General features: G+C 55.9%; 17 protein-coding genes. 2 read left to right on the top strand and 15 right to left on the bottom strand.

Features of this window, described 5'->3' with window-relative positions; translation table 11 throughout:
- The 10 genes from AC1DUR_RS24945 to AC1DUR_RS24900 all read right to left on the bottom strand — a co-directional run.
- Positions 1–261 (bottom strand): electron transfer flavoprotein subunit beta/FixA family protein (locus tag AC1DUR_RS24945; protein WP_477722301.1); only part of this gene is annotated, 261 nt, incomplete at its 3' end.
- A gap of 415 nt (positions 262–676) precedes the next feature.
- Positions 677–1,810, bottom strand: coding sequence for a CaiB/BaiF CoA transferase family protein (locus AC1DUR_RS24940; protein ID WP_477720874.1), 1,134 nt, complete (start codon positions 1,808–1,810; stop codon positions 677–679).
- Positions 1,807–2,466, bottom strand: a complete 660-nt coding sequence (locus AC1DUR_RS24935) for a 3-hydroxyacyl-CoA dehydrogenase family protein (protein ID WP_477720873.1) — start codon at positions 2,464–2,466, stop codon at positions 1,807–1,809. The genes AC1DUR_RS24940 and AC1DUR_RS24935 overlap by 4 nt, the downstream gene beginning before the upstream one ends.
- Complete coding sequence (locus tag AC1DUR_RS24930) at positions 2,463–3,338, bottom strand: 3-hydroxyacyl-CoA dehydrogenase family protein (protein WP_477720872.1); 876 nt, start codon at positions 3,336–3,338, stop codon at positions 2,463–2,465. The genes AC1DUR_RS24935 and AC1DUR_RS24930 overlap by 4 nt, the downstream gene beginning before the upstream one ends.
- A gap of 15 nt (positions 3,339–3,353) precedes the next feature.
- Entirely contained in the window at positions 3,354–4,520 is a 1,167-nt protein-coding gene (locus tag AC1DUR_RS24925) for an acyl-CoA dehydrogenase family protein (protein ID WP_477720871.1), read from the bottom strand.
- Positions 4,521–4,531: 11 nt separating this feature from the next.
- On the bottom strand, positions 4,532–5,275 hold the full coding sequence (locus tag AC1DUR_RS24920; RefSeq protein WP_477720870.1) for an SDR family NAD(P)-dependent oxidoreductase: 744 nt from the start codon (positions 5,273–5,275) through the stop codon (positions 4,532–4,534).
- A gap of 2 nt (positions 5,276–5,277) precedes the next feature.
- On the bottom strand, positions 5,278–6,045 hold the full coding sequence (locus tag AC1DUR_RS24915; protein ID WP_477720869.1) for an enoyl-CoA hydratase/isomerase family protein: 768 nt from the start codon (positions 6,043–6,045) through the stop codon (positions 5,278–5,280).
- The gene (locus tag AC1DUR_RS24910; protein WP_477720868.1) at positions 6,042–7,727 is read right to left on the bottom strand and encodes a class I adenylate-forming enzyme family protein; all 1,686 of its coding nucleotides are present in this window, start codon (positions 7,725–7,727) and stop codon (positions 6,042–6,044) included. Before AC1DUR_RS24910 ends, AC1DUR_RS24915 begins: the two co-directional genes overlap by 4 nt.
- Positions 7,728–7,745: 18 nt before the next feature.
- Positions 7,746–8,531: an enoyl-CoA hydratase-related protein gene (locus AC1DUR_RS24905; protein WP_477720867.1), complete on the bottom strand. Its 786-nt coding sequence runs from the start codon at positions 8,529–8,531 to the stop codon at positions 7,746–7,748.
- A 25-nt stretch (positions 8,532–8,556) separates the two neighbouring features.
- Positions 8,557–9,789, bottom strand: a complete 1,233-nt coding sequence (locus tag AC1DUR_RS24900) for a CaiB/BaiF CoA transferase family protein (RefSeq protein WP_477720866.1) — start codon at positions 9,787–9,789, stop codon at positions 8,557–8,559.
- A gap of 215 nt (positions 9,790–10,004) precedes the next feature.
- Here AC1DUR_RS24900 and AC1DUR_RS24895 point away from each other — a divergent pair, with 215 nt between their 5' ends.
- Both AC1DUR_RS24895 and AC1DUR_RS24890 read left to right on the top strand, forming a co-directional pair.
- The gene (locus AC1DUR_RS24895; RefSeq protein ID WP_477720865.1) at positions 10,005–11,678 is read left to right on the top strand and encodes a sigma-54 interaction domain-containing protein; all 1,674 of its coding nucleotides are present in this window, start codon (positions 10,005–10,007) and stop codon (positions 11,676–11,678) included.
- 507 nt (positions 11,679–12,185) lie between these two features.
- Positions 12,186–13,709: a 3-hydroxyacyl-CoA dehydrogenase gene (locus tag AC1DUR_RS24890; protein WP_477720864.1), complete on the top strand. Its 1,524-nt coding sequence runs from the start codon at positions 12,186–12,188 to the stop codon at positions 13,707–13,709.
- A 204-nt stretch (positions 13,710–13,913) separates the two neighbouring features.
- Here AC1DUR_RS24890 and AC1DUR_RS24885 read toward each other — a convergent pair whose 3' ends face one another.
- From AC1DUR_RS24885 to AC1DUR_RS24865, 5 genes are all read right to left on the bottom strand, one after another.
- Positions 13,914–14,936, bottom strand: coding sequence for an ABC transporter ATP-binding protein (locus AC1DUR_RS24885; protein WP_477720863.1), 1,023 nt, complete (start codon positions 14,934–14,936; stop codon positions 13,914–13,916).
- Positions 14,937–14,970: 34 nt separating this feature from the next.
- Positions 14,971–16,020 (bottom strand): ABC transporter ATP-binding protein, encoded by a 1,050-nt coding sequence (locus tag AC1DUR_RS24880; RefSeq protein WP_477720876.1) that lies wholly within the window; start codon positions 16,018–16,020, stop codon positions 14,971–14,973.
- 46 nt (positions 16,021–16,066) lie between these two features.
- Complete coding sequence (locus AC1DUR_RS24875; protein WP_477720862.1) at positions 16,067–16,969, bottom strand: ABC transporter permease; 903 nt, start codon at positions 16,967–16,969, stop codon at positions 16,067–16,069.
- Positions 16,970–16,985: 16 nt separating this feature from the next.
- Complete coding sequence (locus tag AC1DUR_RS24870) at positions 16,986–17,939, bottom strand: ABC transporter permease (RefSeq protein ID WP_477720861.1); 954 nt, start codon at positions 17,937–17,939, stop codon at positions 16,986–16,988.
- A gap of 82 nt (positions 17,940–18,021) precedes the next feature.
- Positions 18,022–19,623, bottom strand: coding sequence for an ABC transporter substrate-binding protein (locus AC1DUR_RS24865; RefSeq protein ID WP_477720860.1), 1,602 nt, complete (start codon positions 19,621–19,623; stop codon positions 18,022–18,024).
- Between the last annotated feature and the right edge of the window lie 63 nt (positions 19,624–19,686).

The raw sequence follows: 19,686 nt of genomic DNA, 5'->3' as shown, positions 1-19,686 counted from the left end.
CTCGACCAGGATGGCGCGGTCGGCGCCGATCGCCATGGCGGTGCGCAGGGTTTCCTGGCACTGCAGCACGCCGCAGCTCACGGCGATGACTTCGGTCACGACGCCCTTTTCCTTCAGGCGGGTCGCCTCTTCGACGGCAATCTCGTCAAACGGGTTCATGCTCATCTTGACGTTGGCGATGTCGACGCCGGTGCCGTCCGATTTGACGCGGACTTTCACGTTGTAGTCGACTACACGCTTGACGGGTACCAAGACCTTCATTTCAGGGCTCCAGAGTTTGTTGAGTTCACGTTCACGTTCACGTTCACGTTAAGCACCTGATTGTGTATTCGCCGAAGGCACCTCAGACTAGCCTGGGCGCGGGCAGTTTGATTCCAAAGGGGCTCGTCATTTCTGAACGCGTCCGATTAAGCGAGACAGCGTTTTCTATAAGCATCAACCAAACTGGACCGTCCCTAAATAATGTTCATGGCAACTCTGTTGTCACCCATGCAGTTTCCGGTTGGTCTCCACGCAGAGTCTCCCTCGTCGCCACTAAGCACCACCTCGTCCCACAAAGTCTGCATCTGTCCGATCCGTGAGCCGATCTCAGTCAGACTCTGGTACGCGGGGAAAAGCTTCTGCCCGCACGGTGATTTCAGCCGCGAGCCGGCAACCTGAGACTCGCGCTGCGCGCTTATTCAGTCGCGGCAAAAAAATCGCTGTTCGCCTCGCCCAATTTGGGATAGCCCAGTTGCGAGTCCTGATCGCCGGCGCGCTTGAAGGCTACGTTTATGGGGGTTGGCAATGCCGGCATCTGTCGGCCGTCGTGGCTCAAGCCTGATTTGAAAAGTCCTCGCTCAATGAAATGAGGGTGTTCTGTGGCCTCTTGAACCGTTTTCACCACCGCCACACAGACGTCCATTCCAGAAAAACGTTGCGCCCATTCCGCGGCTGTGGCCGTCGAAATGATGCTGGCGATCTTTTCTCGAACGCCAAGAGGATCGCTCGCATCGTCAAGCAGTTCTGGCGAGTTCAGGGCGCCCACAAAGTTTTCCCAGAACTTCTGTTCCAGCGGAGCCGCCGCCAAAAATCTTCCGTCTTTGGTCCGATAAATTTGATAGCGTGGCGTTCCACCGGTCACCAGCTCGCCGCCAAGCAACGGCCATTGACCTGCCGCCCAGCCGTTCCCGAGTGCCCAATACATCAGCGGGAACAAATTGTCGGCCATCGATATATCAAGGTAGCAGCCTCTCCCGGACGAATCGCGCTGACGCAACGCAAGCAGGATATTCATCATGGCCGGGTAGGCTCCGCCGCTGATATCGGCAATCAGCGCTGGCGGGAGCACCGGCGCGCCATTGGATCCCGCGCACAGTGACAGCATCCCCGATTCCGCCAGATAATTGAGATCGTGCGCGGCGACATCTGTCATGGGCCCGGTTTGTCCATATCCGGAGATTGAACAATAGATGATCCGCGGATTGTGCGCACTGATGTCCTCGTAACCCAATCCAAGTCTCGACATCACCCCCGGCCGAAACTGCTCGATAAGAATGTCGGATTCCATCACCAGGTGAAGCGCGCTATCCCGGTCCAGTTCGTTCTTCAGATTCAGGGTGATCGAGCGTTTACCGCGATTCAGCAGGGCAAAATTTACAGAATCACCTCCAAATTTCGGCGCATAGCTGCGCATTTCGTCACCGCGGCCCGGACGCTCGACCTTGATGACCTCAGCCCCCGCTTCAGTTAAAAGTAGAGAGCACATGGGTCCGGGCAACAGCGTGCTGAAGTCGAGCACACGAATACCTTTAAGCGGTTGCTGATTCATGGCTTTTGCATTGCCCTTTGTTTGGCAACCTGGGCCCGGCGCGCCGGCAGATAGTCTTCTCCACCCAACGCGGAGAACAAAGCCAAGCTCACGTCGTAGTGATGTTCAAGTCCCGTGCGCTCCATCAACGCAATTGGCCCCTCCGGATATCCGAGACCCAGTTTAAGAGTGGTATCCATATCGCTTGCGCTCGCAAGTCCTTCATCGAGGCGACGCAGCGCCGCGTTGTAATAGGGCCTTACCAACCTGTCGACGATCCTTCCGGGGAAGTCCTTGCACACCGCCACCACCAAACCGGCGGCTTCAAAAATCGCTTTTGCGGCCTGTATCGTCTCTGCGCTGGTGGTCGGCTGGACGACAAGTTCTATGAGTTTGGATGGCGCGCAGTCACCGAATCTGAAGCGGGCAAAGCCAACAACGTTGGGATACTCATCGCCAGTAGCATCGCCCGTGTGAACCCCGAGACATTCTGTCCCAAGCTCGATGGCAACCACGTGATAAGAGCTGCGGGATTTGAGTTTGGTGAATGCGCTTCCTGCATTCAACCCTAGCACAATCGCACTTTCGCCGTCTTCCCTGGCCGCCGAGAGAAAATCGCTGTCAACCGGAAAGGACCGGCTCACGCCAGATTGAATCACCTTGTACGTCACGTTCATGCTCCAAAAGTCTTTGTATTTGCATACGAATGGAAGCCGCGGCCAGTCTTCTTCCCAAGATAACCGGCGGCAATCATCCGTTTGACAAGGGGCGGACAAGCGGCTCTGGGCTCGTTTGTCAAGCCGTGCATCGCCTCACAAAGCAGTTTTTGCGTATCCAAGCCCACCAAGTCAAGCAGCTCCATCGGCCCCATTGGATAGCCCAACGCGGTTTTAATCGCGAGGTCAATGTCGGCGGGCGTGGCTACGCCCTGCTCCACCAGCCGGATAGCGTCGTTATTAAATGGAATTAGGAAATAGTTGAGGATGAAACCTGGCGTGTCCTGGGTCCGGACGGGTGTCTGGCCGAGCGCCTTGCAGAATTCCCACGCTTTATCAAACGACTCTGGCGACGTATTGATGCCTGGAGACATTTCTACCAGCTTCATCATTTGAGCAGGCAGGCAAAAGTGCATGCCAACAAATCGGTCAGCCCTGCCCGAACCGCCGGCGATCTCCGTGATGGAGATGGTTGAGGTATTTGAAGCAAACAGGGTTTCAGCGTCGCAAATTTCGTTCAATGCGCTGAAGAGTTTGTGTTTAACCTCCAGATTCTCGAAAACCGCTTCAATGACCACGTCACATTCCGCCAGATCCGCCAGCACACTGGTCCCATGCCATTGGTCCAGTATCGTTGTAAAGCGTTCGGTCGAAAGCTTTCCGCGCTCGACCGATTTTCGGAGAAAAGCTTCAGCCTGCGTTCGTGATACGTCCAGAGCAGCTTGCTTCCCGTCAAACACAATGGTGCGGAATCCCGCTCGAGCGGCGACGATGGCAATGCCGGTCCCCATCGTCCCGGCGCCTGCGATACCGACTGTCTTAATTTTCTTCATCACTTTTCCAATCCATTATTTCTCTAGGAAACTTCGGCCAATAAGCTGGCGATGTACCTGGTTCGTCCCTTCCCAGATCTGCGTAATCTTGGCATCCCGCATCAAACGCTCCACGCGGTAGTCCTTGCAATAACCATAGCCCCCAAGCAACTGCACCGCATCCGTGGCCATACGCATCGCGAGATCGGTGGACCGCAGCTTGAGAATGGACGCTTCGACGCCAAAATCTTTCTCTCCGCGTTCAACCATCGCCGCAACGGACCACAGGAAAGACTCGCACAACGCCAGCTCGGCCGCTAGGTCCGCAACCATGAACTGGATGCCCTGGAACTCCAGTATTTTTCGGCCGGACTGCTTGCGTTCATTGATATAGGCGACCGAGTCCTTAAATGCGGCTCTTGCGATGCCCAGAGCATGCGCGGAAACGCTTGGACGGGATTTGTTCAAAGAAGCAAAAAGAATCTTGAGTCCCTGTCCCGGTTCGCTGATTAGATTGGCTCTCGGCACAAGGCAGCCGTCAAATGCCAAAGCAGCCGTGCTGGAGCCCCTGGTCCCGAGTTTGTCTTCGGTTCGGATGACCTTCAATCCTGGCGTTCCCTTTTCAAGAACAAGCACTGAAATTGCACCCTTCGGATCGGCGATATCGGCCCATTTCCCGAAAACCAAATACTGATCGGCGACATCTCCGTTGGTGATAAATATCTTGGTGCCATCGACACGGATCTGATCTCCTTCCGGACGGAACGTTGTCTTCATGCCGGTGGCGTCTGAACCGGCAGTCGCTTCAGTAATGACCAACGCCGCGAGCCCGCCGTTGGCAATCGTGGGAAGCAGTCGGGACTTCTGCTCTTCGTTGCCAAAGTCGATCAGGGGTTTTATCGCGTGGAAGTTTGTTGCCCAGATAATGCCGGTGGACGCGCACGCCTCCGATATCTCTCGCACGCATGCCAGATAACAGGAGTAGGACAACGGACTGCCGCCGTACTCTTCCGGGATGAACATGGCGTTCAGACCCATGTCGTTGATGGCGCGCACGTTCTCCCACGGGAATTCCGAGGTCTTGTCTACATGCTCCGCTTTCGCTGCAATCTGGTCACGGCACAGGGAACGGACGGTGTCCAGAATCAATTGCTCTTCTTCAGGAAGATTCAAGCGGGCATCAATACGGTCAAAGAGAGTCATCAGTTTTCCATCTAATGGGCAATGCCCTGAGCACCATCGATATAGATGGTTTCGCCGGTCAAAAAGCCGCCGTCCATGCCGAACAACGCAGCCACGAGTTTGGCGACATCGTCCGCGGTTCCTGGCTCACCCCCCGGAATCCGCTTCTGCAAATACGCGCGGAGTGGCCCGTTCGACATAACGTCTTTATTCAAATCGGTCTGGATGTATCCAGGCGCCACATCCAGCACCTTCACACCATGTTGCGCCCATTCGACGGCCAAGCACCTCGTCATCGCACCGACCGCCGCCTTGGAAGCGCAATATGCAAGATTCTGTTTAACGCCGAGCTTGTCGAAAAACGAGCCAATATTGATGATGACTCCGCCGCCGGCCTTCACCAGGTGAGGGAATACGCCCTGGCAGCCGGCCAGGACGGAGGTCGCATTCGTTTCCATGACTTTTCGCCAGTCTTCAATCGGAAATTCATGCGAGCGTCCTTCCAGATGCACGCCAGCGTTATTTACCAGACCAGCGATGGTGTGACCACAGTCGGCAAAAAACGAAAAAGCGCGACGAAAGGATTCCGGATCAGTGACATCGCAGACGGCGCCGACCAGGCGCTCGCGGACGACATCGTTCTGAACACCGATATCCGGTACTTCTCCGGACCGCGACAAGCAGCCGACGACATATCCATCGTTGGCCAATCGACCGGCAATTGCGGCGCCAATTCCACGGCTGGCGCCGGTTACAACAATGCACTTCTGCGTCATGGCTATCGGTCCTTAAAGATTGGAGAACGTTTTTCGACAAACGCTTGCATGCCCTCAATCGCGTCTTCGCTACGATAGGCAAGCGTCGATAAATCGGCTTCGATTCGCAAGCCTTCCGAGAGGGAGTTGGCGTGCGATCGCAATACTGCTTCACGAGCGAACTGCTGCGCGAGAAGCCCGTAACTTGTGAACTCACGACCATAAGCGAAGGCGGCCTCAATGCCGGGGAGTTCGACCTGCCGATTAATCAGGCCAATAGCCAGCGCCTCGCCGACGTCAACCGGCCGGCCGGTCAAGATCATGTCCAAAGCGCGCGCCTGGCCGACAAGCCGCGGCAAGCGCTGAGTACCGCCATAGCCGGGGATCAGACCCAATTTGATTTCAGGCAGGCCAAACCTGGCATTCGGAGTCGCCACCCTCAAGGAACAGGCTAACGCGAGCTCCAGGCCGCCGCCAAACGCGTACCCATTGACCAGCGCGATCGATGCGATTGGCAAACTGTCCAGCTTGGCGAAGACCGACTGCCCGAGCTCCGCTCCTTCCCTCTGATCCCGCAAGCTCCGGTTTTGCAACTCTTTAATATCTGCGCCGGCGCAAAAGGATTTGGCGCCAGCCCCGGTAATGATCAGCGCCCTGGTTTTCGACTTGGCCGCTATGTCGATCGCCTGGCTGATTTCTTCAATTAATTTAAAGCTCAGAGCGTTCAACGCTTCCGGCCGGTTGATGGTCAGAACGGAAAACTCGTCGATCACTTTAAGGTCAATGCTCATACCGCCTTCTCCTTAGTTTTCGACTGCACCCATCGCACTGGTGATGGCTTGAGGCGGCCGTCTTTAACCCACGCCATCAATTCGCGTTTCAAAATTTTTCCACTTGGCGTGAGAGGAAACTGGTCTAGCACTACAAAAAACTCAGGCATGTCAAACTTTGACAGCCCGGAGGCGGCCAGATGCTCCAGCATTTCCATGCCGTCGATAGTAGAGGCCGCGGACGTCACGACAGCAAGACAGACTCGCTCACCCAATCTGTCATCCGGCACCGCGAAAGCTGCAGCCTTTCCGACAGCCGGGTGGCGATGCGCAAGTCCTTCAATGTTTGCCGGATGAATGTTGTGTCCGCCGCGAATGATGAGATCTTTCTTGCGGCCAACGATTCGCACATTGCCGTCACTATCGAATTGGCCCAAGTCGCCGCTCAAGAACCATCCGCTGGCATTGAATGAGCCTTCTGTAGCAGCCTGATTGTTGAAATACCCAAGCATCAGCACCGCGCCGTGCCCGCCAATTTCGCCCACCTCTCCGGCGGCCACCTCTTCATCTGGACGCTCGGGGTTCCACAACTTGATTTCGTAGCCGCGGCAAGCCTTGCCGCACGTGGAAGTGATTGTTGCGGTGTTATCCGTCGGCAAAGTGTATTGGTGCGATCCGTTCTCAGTCATGCCATAGACATTCTGCGGCGTGACGCCCAGGCGCATGAATTGCTCTGCAGTCTCTTGAGGGATAGGTGATCCAGCCATGTAAAAAATCTTGACCTTGCCCAAGGTTTCCATGCGCGCCGATTTCATCGTGGCCAGGAGGTCCATCGCGTGGGTTGGAACCCCCATCACATAGGTCGCACCGGTATTCTCAATCCACTGGATAGGTGGGGTACTCACCGAAGGATCATTAATCACGAGCTCACAACCTGCCACCAGTGATTGCTCCAGGGCCACGGTGCCAATATGATGACTGAGCGGGCTCAATGTCAGAAGAACCGTTTCTTCATCATGACCCCAGTCCTGCACCATCGCACGCCCGTTGGCAAGAAGGGTGTTATCGCTATGCATCACACCCTTGGGCGTGCCAGTAGTGCCCGAGGTGAACGCCAGATAGACGATCTTGTCCGGATTGGTGTTGGGCGGAGGAGCGATGACAGTGCTAATGCGATCAGGGAAATCTTTGACCTCATACTGTTCTGAACCAGCGCCCGCCGCCTTTCCCAAGGCATACATCTGCCGCATCGTCGGCAATTGGGCGGCCTGCTCGAAAATGTTGTGTTCAGCCGCATCCGCGCCATATCCATGCTGCGCAAAAAGCGCCCGGCACGAGATTCGATCCAGCAGGCCGACGATCTCTTTTACAGTGTAATTTTGATGAAGAGACGGATTGCATACGTAGCCATTTCTTGAGCACGCAAGAAATACCACCACCGACTCAACCCTGCTGGGCAGCCAGATTGCCACACGATCACCAGCACTAAGACCAGTCCAGTGGAGATGCGCGGCGACATGATCGACCCACTCGAGCAGCTGCTGCCACGTAAGCCGGTTATTGGCGTCGCGCAAAGCGAAGCGATGCCCTCTTGTCTTTGCGTTGCTGCGCAGAAGATGGTACATGGTCTCGTTGCACCAGGTCCCCTCCAGGTAGTAGTCACGCGCCGTCTGTGGATTGTGCAATGTCAGCAAATTTTGCATAGCCGGATCTCATTCGCCTCAATGACCAAATTTGGATGGATCCGGCTTGCGCTTTTCCGACATCGATTTGGACAGTTCTTTTGATTCATCGGTGTCGAGATAGCCACGCAGCAGCAGATCGTGAGACATGCGAGACATGCCCGACACACCGCCGTGGCGCGCGCCAAACGCAGCCTTGATCGACGCGAGCGCAAAAGCACCACGATCCGCCACCTCAAGCGCGTATTCGCGCGTGGCCGCGGAAAATTCGGCGTCAGGTACGACCTTGTTAACCAATCCAATGTTCAAGGCATCATTCGCCGTCATCTTTGGATTGCGATACCAGATGTCCTTGGCGCGCTTTTTCCCCACCAGGTCTTCGAGGTACCAGGTGCCATAGCCAGCGTCGAAGCTTCCCATCATGGGTCCGACTTGACGGAATATGGCGCTTTCTTTGGCTATGGTCAGGTCGCAGACCATCTGTAGGACATTGCCGCCCCCCACTGCAAACCCATTGACAGCCGCAATGACCGGCTTCTGCAGATGATCAATGCTCTCGTACATATCCAGCACTGGCAAAACGCCGGCGTAGAGAATCGTGTCCTCCATCCCCTCCTTGCGGCCGCCAATGCAAAAGAATTTTTCGCCCGCACCGGTCAACACAATGACTCGAGTGCGTGTTTCACGCCTGATTTCATTGATGCAATCACGGATTTCGTGACACATCTGGACGGTGAACATGTTTCCGTCTTCCGGGCGGTTCAGCGTAATGGTACCAATCGAGCCATCCTCGGCGTATGTGATTTCCCGGTATTTCTGAGTCATCTTGACATCTCCTATATTGAATGAACTATGCACTAATTGTGGTTTTTTTGCGGCGCGAGATTTCACCTATTGGCCGACCCAGCCAGTCCCGGAATACCTGTTCGTTATCTTGGCCGAGAGTAGGCGGCGGTCGGTTGCATGCTTCCGTCTCGCCATCAAACCTGATCCCCAGGCCAACTTGCGGAACACTCCTGCCATCGCCCACCGTCCTGTAGAACAACCCTCGCTCAATCAACATGGAATCTCGCGTCAACTCGTCTATACGGTAAATGGGCCCCGCCGGAATCCGCGCCCTCGAAAAGATATCCATCCAATCGCGTCGCGATCTGGCAGACAGAATGATTTGTATGTGCGCCACTATCTCCGGGCGATGCGCACGCCTCAATGCATTGCTTGAAAACCTAGGATCTTTACCGTATTGGGAGTCGCCGACGCACTCCCAAAATCGCGCCCAGATGCGGTCGTTCCCAAGTCCAAGCGTCAACGGCTCATCGGCAGTGCCGAACGTTTGGTAAATGGCAATCACGCTGTCACGTCCGCCGGATCTTTGGGGAAGCTCCCCGGAGCCAAGATATGGAATGATTCGCGGCGCCATGAATCGGGTCATGCTGTCCACAAGAGCCACGTCCACTTTGCAGCCCTGCCCGGTCTTCTGCCGCCGATGAAGCGCTGCCAGGATCCCCAAAGCGGCGTCCTGGCCCGCCAAAAGATCAGCGGCTGGACTACCCACCTTTTGCGGTCCAGAGTCGGCATCCCCCGTCAAATCCATTACCCCGGAATAACCCTCGGCGATAAGGTCGTAACAAGGCAAATCGCTGCGCGGCCCAGTCAGGCCAAAACCGGTGATGGACGCATGGATCAGACCCGGGCGAAGGGCCGTGAGGGACTCACAATCTATGCCGAGCTTGCGCTGAGTACGTTCGACCTGATTGACGATGGCAACATCCGCCACTCGAACGAAATCGCGAAGCACTTCCGCTCCCTCTTCACTTGCATAGTCCAAGGTAACGCTGAGCTTGTTTCTGTTTACCGCCAAAAACCACAGGGACTCACCATCCAGGAATGGTGGACCCCAGGCTCTCGCGTCGTCGCCACCCTCCGGACGTTCAACCTTGACCACAACCGCGCCAAGATCCGCCAGGAGCTGTGTCGCATAAGGTCCAGCTACAGAAGTTGTCAAATCCAAGACCTTTACCCCGGCCAGGAATTTAAGGCCGCTTGATGGGGCTTTTACCGGTAGATGGCTGCTTGATGTCATTTTGTCCCATTCGTTTTCCGTCTCATGGCAGCAATACTTATGCCAGCCAAAAAACTGTGTTGTGGGGATGACCTCAAACGCTGTAGTACATGGTAAGTTCTGGAAGAATGACGCGGAAGCATCGCGAAAATCACCACGATCTTTGACATGTCAGTGTATTCACCAAATACACAGTTCGGGATTGAGAACTACACTTCGCGGAAGAAAGAGACAGCATGACCAACGAAGCAGAACACGACTATCTCAGCATTCTTGTTGTGGATACGGTAGCGCGCATCATTTTCGCGACTGGCGTTTTCGAGCATGCAGCAACTGCCACGGCAGTGATCCAACGTTGGCGCCGGGGTATGGACGCGCAGGAGCGGAGCGTGCTTTCCGTCAAGGCATCCGGCCAGGACCTGACAGTCATACCCATCAAGGGCGAAGGCGGCTGCGTTTTCATGAGTGTCGGGCAAGGTGCTGGGCACGCACTCTTCGACTTTGTAGCCACAGTGCCATTTGCGTACGACATTCTTGAGCATTTGCTCACGAACCCATACGAAGCCATGACTGTGGTTGATGCGGACGGCATCGTTCGTTATCTCAGCCCTATCCACCGAAGATTTTTCGGTCTGGGCGCCGGCGAAGGGATCGGCAAGCACGTTACGGACGTTATTGAGAACACGCGCCTGCATGAAGTCGCCAAAACCGGCAAGGCGGAAATTGGCGTCCTGCAAGAAATGCGAGGCCATACCCGCGTCGTCACTCGAGTCCCTATCCACAATCCCGATGGTCGTGTCGTTGGGGCCATTGGACAAATCATGTTTCGCGGACCGGAGCATCTGCAGTCGATGAGCGCAGAACTCACTCGTCTTCGCTCAGAGGTTGCGTTCTACAAGCGGGAACTATCCAGCCTGCGAAACAAAACGCACGGCCTGGACCAAATCGTCGGCAATAGCCCAGCCATTCGCAGATTAAAAGAAGAAATCATTAAAGTGGCGCCTCTTGACGTGCCCGTTCTTCTGGTCGGTGAGAGTGGCACCGGGAAGGAACTTGTTGCGCACGCCATTCATTTGCTAAGCATGAGGCGGGAAAAGCCAATGGTTCTTGTCAATGCGGCAGCCCTGCCCGCAACATTGGTGGAAAGCGAATTGTTTGGTTACGAAGCAGGTGCGTTCACCGGCGCTGAACGAAAGGGCCGCAGAGGAAAATTCGAGATGGCCGACGAGAGCACACTGTTCTTCGACGAAATTGGCGACATGCCGCTTGAAATCCAGGTGAAATTACTTCGCGTTTTGCAGGACGGGATGTTCGAGCGTGTTGGCGGAGAAAAAGGAAGATCTTCCAGCTTCCGCCTGGTATCCGCCAGCAACCGGGACTTCCAGGGCATGATTTCGGACAACCAGTTCAGACTCGATCTGTACTACCGGATCAGCGTGGTAACTCTTCACCTGCCACCGCTGCGAGACCGTCTTGAGGACATTCCTCTCCTCGTGGAAAGCGCACTGCAAGCCTTTGCGACTCGCCACGGCGCCGCGCCGAAGAAAATATCGCCAGCCACAATTGAATACCTGCAGGACCAATCCTGGCCCGGCAACGTACGTCAACTTATTCACACCGTTGAGCGTGGAGCGATCTTCACCAGCGGAGACTTCATTGAAATCCCGGACTTCGGATTAGGTCCGAGTTCCGGTCACGTCCAACAGAACTCCCTGCAATCCACGCCACTCAACAGCGTCTCGGAACCAAAAGTTGGCGGATCAGTGAAAGATGCCGTCCATGACCTTGAGGGCACTTTAATCCGGCGCGCGATGTCAAAGTTTGGCGGCAATAAACAGCGAGTTGCAGCTGAACTCGGAATTTCGCGGTCATATTTGTACAAACGCCTGGCCGAAATGGAAGATGCATAGGTCATTCTCCACGGCCTGGTAGGCCAAGCATTTTCTCTCTGACATGACTCGAACATAGGCAGCCTGCGGCGGTCAATGCCGGCGCCAGGAATTCTCAACACCGATGTCGGCTCATTGCCGCCTCAGCTCTCCCAATAACGAAAACTTTTTCCCGAACTTATTCAGACAATAAAACCGACGGAACAGCATCAACGCAGGATCCGGCATGGATTTATATGTCGGCCGCGACTACAACATGTTCTCCAAAAGATCACATCGAGCATGCTGAAAAGCAGCTGCCGTCGATCGGCAGCACTGGTTTCCATGTGGCACATTAGTTGCGCCCGTACCTATCCGGATACATAGCGGTTCGAGACGACGACAGAAGGCAAGACACACACCCAAGCGCCCTGTTTTCCGACATTGGGGCCGCTCAGTCTCCACTCAAAGATGCGAAACATTGCGCCGCCAGATGATGGATCGGCACGCACCGATTCGCGAGGACAACCAACAAGGAATCAACAATAAATGACAACTAATAGTGAATACACCATTGAGCGGGTTTTTATTGCCGGCACCGGTGTTATGGGGCAAGGAATAGCGCAGGTATTTGCGGTGGCAGGCTACCCTGTCGAACTGTTTGATATTGAACCGGCAGCAGTGGACCGGGCGATAGAAAACTTGACAAAATCAATCAGTGAAGAAGTAAAAAAGGGGCGATTGAGCGACGACCTTGCAGATGCCGCCATTCGAAACATTGCGGCATCCGCAAGCGCCGGACCGATCGGCCAGTCGACCCTGGTGATCGAAGCAATTCATGAAGACATCAACGCCAAACGATCACTATTTTTGGAGCTCGAGAAGCGAGTTCACGATAAGACCATTCTGGCGACCAACACGTCGTCTTTGAGCGTCACGTCTATTGCCGCGTCTTGTCAACATCCATCTCGCGTCATTGGGTTCCACTTTTTTAACCCCGTCCCGAGAATGCGCCTGGTAGAGATTGTGCAAGCATTGGAGACGAATGCCAGCGTCGTTGACCTGCTCCGGATGGTTTCCCAAAAAATTGGTTTCAAAGCAATAGTCACCGCCGACACACCAGGATTTGTCGTGAACCATGCCGGACGCGCATATGTTACCGAAGCCTTGCAGTTGACTGGCGAGCACGTCGCTGATTTCGAGACCATTGACGGCATCCTTCGAGATACCGCCGGCTTCCGTATGGGCCCCTTCGAACTTCTCGATCTGACCGGTTTGGACGTTTCCCATCCGGTGATGGAGTCCATCTATCGCCAATACTATGAGGACCCCCGCTACCGGCCCTCCAGCATCACGCGGGTTCGCCTTGAGGGCAAGTTGCTCGGCCGAAAGTCAGGCCGCGGCTTTTACGCCTACCCGAGAAACACCATCTCGGCTGACGTCAACACCCAAACGTCGATGGACCCGGAGAAACCACTTAAAGTGTTTTTTGGAGATGGCGGGAGTGCGGTGCCAGAACCTCTGCGCCAATTGCTTACCCGCACGGGTCTGGCACGGGCGACAGATGCCATTTCCGCGGACGTCTGTATCGTCGCTCCCATTGGTTCGGACATTGCGTCGACGGTTCAGCGTTCCGGTCTGAAGGCAGCGAACACCATTGCCGTCGACGGGCTGTTCTTCTCGGATTCCGCGTTGACTTTCATGCGGAGCGCCGGCACCTCTCAGGAAACCGTTGACGCTGCTTCAGCTTTGGCAAGATCAGTCAACCTAAAGCCCTACTGGATTTCGGACTCTGCCGGTTATGTGGCCCAGCGGGTGGTTGGAATGATCGTGCATCTGGCTTGCGAAATGGCCCAACAACACATAGCTGCGCCTAAGGACATCGATCTGGCGGTCAAAACAGCTTTGGGCTATCCCAAGGGTCCTTTTGAATGGGGACAGTTGTTGGGCCCATCCCGTCTCCTGCAACTCATGCAGGAGATTTTCAACCTGACAGGCGACCCTCGCTATCGACCCAGCCAATGGTTGCGGCGCCGGGTGCAGCTCAATATTCCACTGGAAACGATGTCGTAGCCGCCAAAGATAAATAAAACGCCGGCCCGGATTCGGGCCGCCCTGGGCGCTTGCTTGAGCCGCGCGGGCTACAGGGGATCCTGGTCCAAAAAAAATTGGACATAAATCCCGAGTAGCTGGAGCCTTGGAGCCGCGTTGACCACGGATTTATTGTCTGTGTGAAACGCACCGCGCCAAGAAGGTGTGTTTGACTCGAAAGCAATTTCAGTCAACAAGAGCGCCGGACAATCCGGTGGACCGAATTTCAGAGCTCAGGCGAATGCATCGCGCCATGTGAGATCCCCCCAGATTGAAGTTTGGTGGCGGCACCTCCATACACGCCGGCTGCACATAGGGACATCGCGGCGCGAACGCGCATCCGAGCGGCAGCTCGGCGAGGTCTGGCGGAGATCCCGGTATGGGATCGAGACGCCGGCCTCTCGTACCGGCATGCACTGTTGAACGCAGCAATCCCTCTGTGTAGGGGTGCTTGGGCGCATCCATCACGTCGGCAACGGGCCCAGACTCCACGAAACGCCCTGCATACATGACCGCGACATTGTCCGCAACCTCACACGCAACGCCGAGATCGTGCGTCACAAAAATAGTGGCCATGCCGAGCTCGCTCTGCAGTTCCCGCAACAGGAGGAGAATCTGAATCTGCACGGTAGCATCGAGAGCCGTCGTTGGCTCGTCGGCAAGGAGAAGCTTGGGTCGGCAAGCGAGGGCGAGCGCAATCATAGCGCGCTGACGCAGCCCGCCAGACAACTCATGCGGATAGGCGTCAAGTCGCCGCTTTGCCGATGGTACCTGTACAAGCTCGAGCAGCTCGAGTGCGCGTTTGTAGCCTTCACGGGAAGAAACGCCGTCGTGATACGACACGGACTCGGCGATCTGACTACCTATCGTGAAGACAGGATCGAGCGCCGTCATCGGCTCCTGAAACACCATTGAAATGAGCCGACCGCGCACTTTGCGCAGCTCAGCCTTCGGAAGGCTCAGAATATCGATGCCATCGATGATGATCCGTCCTCCGATTCGGGCCGTCGGTGGAAAAAGGCGCATCAACGCCCGCATAGTCACGCTCTTTCCCGACCCGGACTCGCCGAGCAGGCAGAGCACCTGCCCCTGCTGAAGTTTGAAGCTCACGTCGTTTACAACCGAGATATTCAGATCGCGCGACACGAACCGCACGGTCAGCCCCTCGACATCCACCAACGGAGAGGTCTCCGCGATTTCGCTAGTCATTCTCACAGTGTGCTCCTGCATAGTTTCTCTTCGTTCATAAAGTAGCTTTAGCCAAACTATGGCCAGAGCCCGGACTGTGCGCATGGCATGCGACCGTGTGATCGGCGCTTGAACTCGAAAACTGTGGCTCGCGTTCCGCACACAACTTTTCCGCGATAGGACAGCGCGTACGAAACCGGCAGCCTGATGGCGGATCGATTGGGTTTGGCGGATCCCCGGACAGCGGGGCCGTCGAAACGCGCTTGCGCGAGTCCATCGACAGCCGGGAGGACAGTAGGCCACGCGTATAGGGATGCAGGGGCGAGTTATAGATACGATCGACCGGACCGATTTCGATGGCCTTTCCGAGATACATCACGAGCACCCGATCGCTGATGTACTGCACCACGTTAAGGTCATGGGAAATGAAGATATACGTCAGGTTCAGGCGCTCCTTGAGGTCCTGCAGCAGATTGAGAACTTGCGCCTCCACCGACTTGTCGAGTGCAGACACGGCTTCATCGAGAATCAAAACGCGGGGACCGAGAGCAAGCGCACGGGCGATGTTGACCCGCTGACGCTGGCCACCCGACAGTTCATGCGGATAGCGTTGGGAAAACATCTCCGGCACGAGTCCAACCATGCGCATCATGCTGTGCGCGCGCTTGATTGCCTCGAGTCTGGGAACGCCGTTTGCCTTGAGCCCGAAGGTGATGGAGTCCTCGTTTGTCAAGCGCGGATTGAGCGAAGCGTAGCTATCCTGGAACACCATCTGAATCTGGCGGCGCAGCTCGCGCACGCTGAGCTCAACGCCCGGCGACACCGGTCCGTTTTCGAGAGTGATCGTGCCTGAATCGGGCTCTATCAGACGGATCAAAAGCCGCGCAGCCGTCGACTTTCCGCATCCCGACTCTCCGACGATTCCCAGTGTCTCGCCCTTCCTCACGTCGAAAGAAATTCCGTCCACTGCCTTGACGTGAGCGAGCGTGCGACCGAGCAGCCCACCTTTAATGGGGAAGTGTTTCTTGAGGTCCCGCACCACAAGTATTGGCTGTTCCGCGCCACCGCGATTACATGAATCTACATTGATTGTTTCGAGCTTCATTTTTGCCGATGATTTGAAGGAGGTTTGTGTGGTCATGCTTCCCGCCTCACACCTTGACGTCCATTGCGGCACGTAACCCATCGCTAATCAGGTTCGAGCACATGGAGGCCAGAAATATCATGATGCCTGGAAGCACAGCATTGAGAGGTGCGACGTATATCGACTGCCTCAATGTGTTCAACATCAAACCCCACTCGGCCTCGGGGGGCACAACGCCGAGACCCAGGAAGCTCAAGCCGGAACCGATGACGATAGACACACTGATGAGGCTTGAAGCATAAATGAGAATTGGCCCCATCACGTTGCTCAAAACATGCCCGAATATGATGCGCCAACTTGCAGCGCCAGTAGCACGCGCTGCCTCGATATAGTCCTGATTGCGTATCTGGGTGGTCACGCTCTCCGCGACACGCGCGACCGGCGGAATAAAGACCAGTGTCAGAGAAACGAGACTGTTGACAATGCCGGCCCCGAGTACGCCCGAAATCGCGACAGCAAGCAAGACTGACGGAAACGCGTAGAAGACATCGATCACGCGCATGATCGCCATGTTGATGGCTCCACCTGCATAGCCAGCGATGATGCCTAGCATGCCACCAATGATGGTCGCGAGAACGACCGGCATGAAGCCCATGAATAACGACATGCGTCCGCCATAGATCAAACGCGTCAGAAGATCGCGCCCAAGCTCATCCGTGCCAAGCCAATGACGGTGTTCGCCGACCGGCAGAAGGCGGTGTGTCATGCTAGTCGTATAAGGATCATGGGGAGCGATCAGGGGTGCAAAAATCGCCGCCAAAACAATGAAAAGAAGAATGGACGCGCAAACAATAGTGACCGGATCGCGCGAAAGGCGGCGGCCCACCGTCTGCCAGAAGCTACGTGAGCTAGGCCGCTTGCCGACTTTTGAGGCCACGCGGGGTTCATCAAGTGTGGTTGATGTGGTCATGTGATTTCGGCTCACTTTAGGTTCGCTTGATGCGCGGATCGAATACGGTCTGCACAAGGTCGACGATCAGATTGATAAAAACAAAGAACATCGATAGCACGAGGACCGTGCCTTGCAGGATGGGCAGGTCGCGCGTGAAGATTGCCGTATTCAACAGGAAGCCGGTGCCCGGCCACGAAAACACTGTCTCGACCAGGATGGAGCCGCCCAAAAGCTGAGCAAGCTGGAGGCCCATAATGGCGAGCACCGTGGGTGCTGCATTCTTGATGACATGGATGAATATCCGTTGTGGAGGAAGTCCCTTCGCATAGAGCGTCTGCACGAAGTCCTGCTTGCGCACCTCAGCGACCGTGCTGCGCACCGAGCGGGCGATGATTCCGGCCGGTATCACGGACAGAGCGATGGCAGGGAGAATGAGATGGCGCAGGCTCTCCCAATCCGCAGCGAACATGGTAGAGCCCTTTATGCCCATGCCCATGGCCGGCAGGACACCGAGATTGACCGCGAAGATCACAATCAAGACCATGCCGAGCCAGTAGTGCGGAATGCTTACGCCAGTCACGGCAAGAGCCGTGACGCTGCGGTCCACATATGTGCCGCTCGTAAAGCCAGCGATGAGGCCTAGTAGGAGGCCAACGAAAAGGCCGATGAAGGCCGCGGCAACCGCCAACGTCAGCGTATTGACGACAGCAGGACCAACCTCGCTAAGCACCGGCCGGTGCGTCATGATCGATACGCCGAAGTCGCCAGTCAGGACGCGGCCAAGCCACGTCAGATACTGCTCGGGCACAGACTTATCAAAACCGTAGGCCACCGTGAGCTCGGCAATGACTTGCGGACTGGCGCCCTCGGGCATGACCGCACTCAAAGGATCACCCGGGGCCAAGTGGATAAGCGCAAAGCAGACGATGGAAACCCCAATGGCAATCGGGATCGTGTAGAGTACGCGTCGCAGAAGATAGATCAGCATGCTGGCTCCTCAGTGCCGTCAACCGCTTCGGTCGGATCATTTCGATCTTTATGGGATGATCCTGTCGGGTTACGGCTGCACCTCATTGCATATCAACCGGCGTCAGGTCCTGAAGCCAGCTCTGCGCTTGTACAAAACCCTTCACTTTTGGCGACATGGCTCGCGGGTTGAGGTCATGCACCACCCAAATCCACATCGCTTGATCTACTATGTGAGAGTGAAGCTCCGCTAAGATTTTGTTCTGCTCTTTTGGATCGAACGCATTTTTGGCCTTGGTTGCCAACTCATCCGCCTTGGCATCGTTGAACCGACCCCAGTTATAACCCGTTGGCACCGGCTCGAAGGAGGCCGCCGTCTTGATTAATCCAATGTCGGGATCCCAGAACGCCCAGCTGTTATTGACGCCTTGCCGCCCTTTGTTCTCGGGCGCCCAGGCTCCAGCACGACGACGTCCGCGGAGTGCCTCCCAATCCAGGACCTCGAACTCCATGTTGATGCCAACGCGCTTGAAGTTCTCCTTAATCAATTCGTTCATCTGGAGGGGCTGCATCTGGCCCGAGCCGGAAGGTGCGATCACGACTTTGATCTTCGCGGGATTCTTGGTACTGTAGCCCGCTTCCGCCAACAGCTTGATAGCCGCGTCGGGATCGTACTTGATTTCGAAGTTTGGCTTGCCGAACCACGGGTGTCCCGGCGTTATCATGCCTCTCGCCGGTACAGCGAACCTCAGAAGCTTCGCCATTCCTTCGCGGTCAATGGCAAGATTTGCCGCCTTACGCACACGAACGTCCTTGAAGGGCGAGTCCTCCATCAAGCTAATCTGATAGGCCCAGATATGCGGGTACTTGTTCGTGACGATCTGCATCCCGGCCTGCATCAGGCGCGACGAGGCGTCAGGTGGTGGAGCCTCGATCCAGTCAATCTGACCTGACAGCAGAGCTGCAACGCGGGTATTGGCATCGGGCATTGGCATAAGCACCAACCGATCGGACTTAGGAATACGCTTCGGATCCCAGTAGTTCGGGTTGCGGACCAGCTCAGCACGCTCGCGAGGTACAAGCTTCTGCAGCATCCAGGGCCCGGTACCGGATGGCTGATACGCAAATTTGTTCCAGTCTCTACCCAGCTCCTCCCAGCGTTTAGGACTCGAGAAGTAGATGTTTGCGAGGTTGTATGGCAGGACGGCGTCGGGCTTCTTGGTTTTGATCTGGACGGTGTAGTCGTCTATCTTCGACCAGCTCTCGATGGTGCCGTAGTACTGCGAGCCCTGGGTCGATTGAGCTTGATCGAACTGCGGCGCATCACGCTTCATCAGCTTGGCGAAGTTCCAGACCACGGCGTCCGCGTTGAACTCCGAGCCGTCATGGAATTTCACGCCTTTGCGCAACTTGAAGTTCCAGAGCGTTTTGTCGGTTTCGCTGACGGACCAGCTTTCCGCCAGTCCCGGCCTCAAGACCGCGGCCTTGTCGTAGCTGGACAGGTCCCAATTCACAAGCCCGTCGTAAACGGTGACGCCCATGAAGCGGAGACCCTCAGTGCCTTGGCTCGGTTGACCGGTAGTAAGCGGCACGTCGCTCGCCGTCATACCGACACGAAGTACTTTCTCCGCGAATGCGGGAGTCGCGACAGCAGCCGCACCAAGTGCGACGACTGCGGCAAACCGCACGATTAATGTAGATATCATCCTCGTTCTCCTAATGAAAGTCATGATCCTCGTTGCCCCCACCCACGCCGCTCTCGCCGCTCT

It is taken from the genome of Polaromonas sp. P4_F4 (assembly GCF_056401355.1).
Note: the sequence above shows the minus strand (reverse complement) of the source record. Positions and strands in the feature narration are given on the sequence as shown.

Coding starts and splice junctions, on each gene's coding strand:
- AC1DUR_RS24915 (WP_477720869.1), bottom strand. CDS start 6,045: ATGAGCATTGACCTTAAAGTGATCGACGAGTTTTCCGTTCTGACCATC.
- AC1DUR_RS24910 (WP_477720868.1), bottom strand. CDS start 7,727: ATGCAAAATTTGCTGACATTGCACAATCCACAGACGGCGCGTGACTAC.
- AC1DUR_RS24865 (WP_477720860.1), bottom strand. CDS start 19,623: ATGATATCTACATTAATCGTGCGGTTTGCCGCAGTCGTCGCACTTGGT.
- AC1DUR_RS24875 (WP_477720862.1), bottom strand. CDS start 16,969: ATGACCACATCAACCACACTTGATGAACCCCGCGTGGCCTCAAAAGTC.
- AC1DUR_RS24925 (WP_477720871.1), bottom strand. CDS start 4,520: ATGACTCTCTTTGACCGTATTGATGCCCGCTTGAATCTTCCTGAAGAA.
- AC1DUR_RS24905 (WP_477720867.1), bottom strand. CDS start 8,531: ATGACTCAGAAATACCGGGAAATCACATACGCCGAGGATGGCTCGATT.
- AC1DUR_RS24940 (WP_477720874.1), bottom strand. CDS start 1,810: ATGAATCAGCAACCGCTTAAAGGTATTCGTGTGCTCGACTTCAGCACG.
- AC1DUR_RS24895 (WP_477720865.1), top strand. CDS start 10,005: ATGACCAACGAAGCAGAACACGACTATCTCAGCATTCTTGTTGTGGAT.
- AC1DUR_RS24880 (WP_477720876.1), bottom strand. CDS start 16,020: ATGAAGCTCGAAACAATCAATGTAGATTCATGTAATCGCGGTGGCGCG.
- AC1DUR_RS24920 (WP_477720870.1), bottom strand. CDS start 5,275: ATGACGCAGAAGTGCATTGTTGTAACCGGCGCCAGCCGTGGAATTGGC.
- AC1DUR_RS24890 (WP_477720864.1), top strand. CDS start 12,186: ATGACAACTAATAGTGAATACACCATTGAGCGGGTTTTTATTGCCGGC.
- AC1DUR_RS24935 (WP_477720873.1), bottom strand. CDS start 2,466: ATGAACGTGACGTACAAGGTGATTCAATCTGGCGTGAGCCGGTCCTTT.
- AC1DUR_RS24885 (WP_477720863.1), bottom strand. CDS start 14,936: ATGACTAGCGAAATCGCGGAGACCTCTCCGTTGGTGGATGTCGAGGGG.
- AC1DUR_RS24900 (WP_477720866.1), bottom strand. CDS start 9,789: ATGACATCAAGCAGCCATCTACCGGTAAAAGCCCCATCAAGCGGCCTT.
- AC1DUR_RS24870 (WP_477720861.1), bottom strand. CDS start 17,939: ATGCTGATCTATCTTCTGCGACGCGTACTCTACACGATCCCGATTGCC.
- AC1DUR_RS24930 (WP_477720872.1), bottom strand. CDS start 3,338: ATGAAGAAAATTAAGACAGTCGGTATCGCAGGCGCCGGGACGATGGGG.